Raw genomic sequence first — 4,014 nt, forward strand, 5'->3', positions numbered from 1 at the left:
GGCTGGTCGCAGTTCGGTCTCGTCCATCGCGACATCGACGGCGAACTCGCCGAGACCGACTACGACTTGATCGTGCCGCAGCGGCGCAGTGAGCAGCTCCTGCGGGAGCGTGCGGCCGAGCTGGGCGTCGAGGTGCGCTCGGGCGCGGACGTCGTCGGCGTCGAGCAGGACGCGGACGGGGTGACGCTCACGGTGACCGGAGCGCAGGGCGCGCAGCTCGGTGGCGCAGGCCGCCGGGTTCGACTTCGGCGTGCTGGCTCTCTCCCAGTCTGCTGCGCCGGCTGACGCGCTCGCTCCGGCGCGACGGCTGGACGGTCGCGGCGGGCCGGATCCCGTGCGGCGGTGGGACGCGTCCGCTGGAGGTGGTCGTGGACGCGCTGGACGACGTCCCTGGCCCGGGCGGACGGCTCGCTGTTCGAGGAGCTCGGCGCGGCGGCCGCCGGGCGGCTTGCCGCGGTCTTACCCGCGCTGCACGGACCCGGAACGGTCGAGGGGGCGGCCGACGACTGCGGGCTCGTGCGGGCGCTGCGCGCCGCCGTCGCCCGACTCGCGTCGGGCAGGGGCCTGTTGCTGGTCCTGGACGACGCGCACCGGGCCTGAGCGCTCACCGCGGATTTCCTCGAATACCTGGTGCGCTGTCCGCCGGACGCGGCGGTGCTGACCGTCTTCGCGCACCGTGCGGGCTCGGCGGGTACGCGCAGGCGCAGGCGCTGCTCGACGCGCGGGAGGGCGCCGTGGGGCGGGCGGGGCGGGCCGAACGGCTGGCGCTGGCCGTGGAGGGGGCTCAGCTGGGCGTGCCCGCCGTGGCGGGGGCGATGGACCGGGCGGTGCGGGCGGCGTCCGGGGACGCCGGGGCGGGGCCGGCTCGCGGTGGCCGCGCTGCTGGGCACCGCGCACGCGCTGGGCGGCGCGAGCCCCGCGGCGCGGGGGAGGCGGCCGATCGCGTGGAGCGGGCGCTGGACGCCGGCGCGGCGGGAGCGGACCCCGGCGGGAGTGGGGCCCGCCGAGGGGGCGGCTGGCGGCGCGGCGGAGGAGGCGCGGTGGGCCGACCGGCTGGAGGCCTGCCGGCGGCTGGGCGAGACGCAGCTGCGTCTGGGCGCGCCGGGCCGGGCCGCCGTCCGATTCGAGCGGGCCCTGCGGGCGGCTCTCTTCCTCGGCCACGGGCACGCCGTCGCCCCGCTGGCTCTCGGGCTCGCGCGCCCGCAGGGAATGCGGGGACGAGGAGGCCGCGCAATTCCCGGGAGTACTCGCGGCGGCCGTCTCGGCGAGCGTGCCAGGGGAATTCATGGATGCTTTCCTTCGCGAACGAAATCGCCGGGGAAAGGAAAGGCCGCTCCTCCGGGCGGTCCGAAACGTCTTTGCTCGCAGCGGCGAGCGTCCGGGAGACGAAGATCGCGCATCTGGTTTCCGTCCGATGAACCAGCACATTGCCGCCCGTCTCGGTATCGGCACGAAAACCGTCGAAACGCATATGAGTCGCATATTCAAGAAACTCGGAGAAATCCTCGGGCAGAAGTCGCTCATGCGGTCGGCCGCAGCGGGAGCGGGCCGGGCGGGGCGTTGGCGGCCCGGGCCGGGCGGGGCGGCCGGATCCCGACGCCCACGCGGGCGGCATAAGCGCCTGGCGCGGGAGGGGGTTTCCGAGAGCCGGCCTCGGACTCCACCGTCTCCCCCGCCCATAGATGTTGCGGGTCAGGACGTTGTTGACGATGCCGGCGGCAACGACTTGGGCGGGTAGCTGCGCAGGACGAGTGAGGTGGTGACCGGTCCGTAACGGGCGAGGGAGTCCACGACCTGTTCAAGGCGTTCGGCGTGAGAACAGTGCACGTCGAACAGCAGGCAGTCCTCGCCAGTCACACGAAGCGTCGAGATGACCTCGGGAGTGAACCGTTCCGGGACCGGTGGGGACTCGATCGTTTGAGAGGATCGAGTTGTGGCACGTCCTTCCCAGTACCCGCTTGAGCTGCGCCGTCGTGCGGTGCGGATGGTCGCCGAGGTGCGGCCGGAGTACGACACCGAGTGGGCCGCGATGAAAGCGGTCGCCCAGAAGCTGGGTATCGGCACCACCGAGACGCTGCGCAAGTGGGTGCGGCAGGACCAGTTCGACGCCGGGACCCGTCCAGGCACGACGAGCGAAGAGTCGGCCGAGCTGAAACGGCTGAAGAAGGAGAACGCCGAGCCGAAACGGGTGAAATAGGGTACATCTCGCCCGCCGAATACGAAGCCAAGTACTACAGCGAAGCCACGAAATCCCAGGTCACAGTCATGACCTAGAGTCTCGATCAAACCCGGAACGGTTCATTTCCCCCATTTACGCTTGACTTCTTCACGCAGAAGACCGCCTGCTGCTCCGGCCGCTTCCCAGCGATTCTCGATGGCGTAAAGTTGCATGACAGCTTTTCTCTTTACGTACGGGGGTGCGGCAGCGTAATGCACGAAGGTTCTCTTTCCGGGCCGAACTCCAACAAACTCGACGGCATATGCGTGACCGCTTACCAGCAAGCGGTCACCCTCGGGCGGTTCGACCGCGAGGAGATCGCCCGCACGCTGGGCACGTCGCTCGAGGTGGCCGTGCGGGTCGAGCAGACCCTGACCGAGTTCAGCCTGCTGCATCCGATGCCGGGCGAGCCCGAGACCCTCATGCCGGTAAGCCCCGAGGCCGCCGCAGCCGAACTGGTGAGGCCCGCCGAGGCGCGGATCCACGAGCTGCAGCAGGCGGTCACCGACGTGCGCACCCGGATCCGCTCGCTGCAGCCCGCCTACTTCGAGAGCCGTCGGCGCCGCAACCAGGCCGAGGCGTTCGACGTGATCAGCGACATCCAGGTCCTGCAGGCCATGCTCGACGACTGGGGGGCGCGCTGCCGCACCGAGATCCTCACCGCGCAGCCAGGCGGCCCGCGCCCGGCCCGGTACCTGGAGAACGCGCGTCCGCTCACCCTGGCCCGGCTGGCGCGCGGGGTGCGGGTGCGGCATCTCTACCAGCACACCGTGCGCAGCGACCTGACCACCACGTCGTACATCCGTGCGGTGGCCGCGGCGGGCGCCGAGGTGCGCACCACGGACGAGCTGATCGACCGCGTCATCATCTACGACCGTGAGGCGGTGTTCCTGCCCGAGCACGTCGAGGACCGGCCGCCGGGCGCCGTCGTGGTGCGCGAGCCGACCCTGGTGGCCTTCCTGTGCAAGGTGTACGAGCATCTGTGGGCCACCGGCACCGCGTTCACGCCGGACGCCACGGCGCAGACCCCCGTCGCCGACGACCTGAAGCGGTCGATCATCAAGCTGATGGCGCAGGGCCACAAGGACGAGCTGGTCGCCCGCCGTCTGGGCATGTCGGTGCGCACCTGCCGCCGCTACATCTCGGAGATCATGGAGCAGGTGGAGTCCTCCAGCCGGTTCCAGGCGGGCGTCAACGTGGCGCTGGCGGGGCTGCTCGACGAGGGCGGGCCCGGCCTGCCGGCGGAGTAGGTGCCGCGGAGCCAGCTGTAGGCGGGTAGGGCCGGCCGGGCGTGGCCGAAACCGTGCACCCTCGACGCATCGTGTGCGAGCACCGTCCGTGCAGAGAGGGGAACGTATGGAGCGCGCGCCCGGCGCAGGGCGGCGGCGGTCGGCGGCCGCCGTCCGTCACCTCGTCCACCTCCCGCGGTCCCGGCTGTATCCCGTCGCGGCAGTGCCGGACGTCGAGCAGGAGTTCGTCCCGGCCGGCGAGCTGGCCTACGGGCTCTTGCCGTTCGGCGAGCACCACGATCTGCGGTCGCGCCGCCGAGTGCTCCGCGAGGCGGGCGAGTTCCTCGGGGCGACGCGGGCGTCGACGTCGTACCACCCTCGCTCGACGGCCTCGTCGATCGTGACCCGCTCGGGGACGCACGTGCCGATGCCGGCCAGACGTTATCCACTTTCGTGACTCCTCCCCCGGCTGAGGCCGGGGGCTTCTCGTTACGCCGGGTTGGCGTCGCGACGGACCAGCCCGGCCCGTAGAACGTTGGTGGCTCCGACTGTGTCGGCGTGCGCGGT

At 71.7% G+C, this 4,014-nt stretch carries 6 protein-coding genes and 1 pseudogene; 6 read left to right on the top strand and 1 reads right to left on the bottom strand.

Going from position 1 to position 4,014, the window contains the following annotated elements:
* From ABT300_RS42085 to ABT300_RS42095, 3 genes are all read left to right on the top strand, one after another.
* The coding region (locus tag ABT300_RS42085; protein ID WP_351687895.1) for an FAD-dependent monooxygenase at positions 1-285 on the top strand (285 nt) is incomplete at its 5' end.
* Between the two features lie 57 nt (positions 286-342).
* Positions 343-600 (top strand): hypothetical protein, encoded by a 258-nt coding sequence (locus ABT300_RS42090; protein ID WP_351687898.1) that lies wholly within the window; start codon positions 343-345, stop codon positions 598-600.
* Positions 601-1,414: 814 nt separating this feature from the next.
* Positions 1,415-1,738 carry a helix-turn-helix domain-containing protein gene (locus tag ABT300_RS42095; RefSeq protein ID WP_351687901.1) on the top strand — a complete coding sequence of 108 codons (324 nt, stop codon included), beginning with the start codon at positions 1,415-1,417 and terminating at the stop codon, positions 1,736-1,738.
* On the opposite strand, the gene ABT300_RS42100 is transcribed toward ABT300_RS42095, so the two are convergent.
* Positions 1,693-1,857 carry a hypothetical protein gene (locus ABT300_RS42100; protein ID WP_351687909.1) on the bottom strand — a complete coding sequence of 55 codons (165 nt, stop codon included), beginning with the start codon at positions 1,855-1,857 and terminating at the stop codon, positions 1,693-1,695. The genes ABT300_RS42095 and ABT300_RS42100 overlap by 46 nt on opposite strands.
* Before the next feature lie 76 nt (positions 1,858-1,933).
* Between ABT300_RS42100 and ABT300_RS42105 the strand changes: the two are divergent.
* The 3 genes and pseudogenes from ABT300_RS42105 to ABT300_RS42115 form a co-directional block, all read left to right on the top strand.
* Positions 1,934-2,188 (top strand): annotated as a pseudogene (locus ABT300_RS42105) (transposase); the annotation flags it as partial.
* Positions 2,189-2,484: 296 nt separating this feature from the next.
* A complete protein-coding gene (locus ABT300_RS42110) occupies positions 2,485-3,468 on the top strand; it encodes a hypothetical protein (protein WP_351687903.1) in 984 nt (327 codons plus the stop codon).
* A gap of 106 nt (positions 3,469-3,574) precedes the next feature.
* Positions 3,575-3,904, top strand: a complete 330-nt coding sequence (locus ABT300_RS42115; protein ID WP_351687906.1) for a hypothetical protein — start codon at positions 3,575-3,577, stop codon at positions 3,902-3,904.
* The last annotated feature ends 110 nt before the right edge of the window (positions 3,905-4,014 follow it).

The sequence above is a fragment of the Streptomyces sp. NPDC001027 genome (assembly GCF_040299045.1).
Lineage (GTDB): Bacteria > Actinomycetota > Actinomycetes > Streptomycetales > Streptomycetaceae > Streptomyces.

Coding starts and splice junctions, on each gene's coding strand:
- ABT300_RS42115 (WP_351687906.1), top strand. CDS start 3,575: ATGGAGCGCGCGCCCGGCGCAGGGCGGCGGCGGTCGGCGGCCGCCGTC.
- ABT300_RS42095 (WP_351687901.1), top strand. CDS start 1,415: ATGAACCAGCACATTGCCGCCCGTCTCGGTATCGGCACGAAAACCGTC.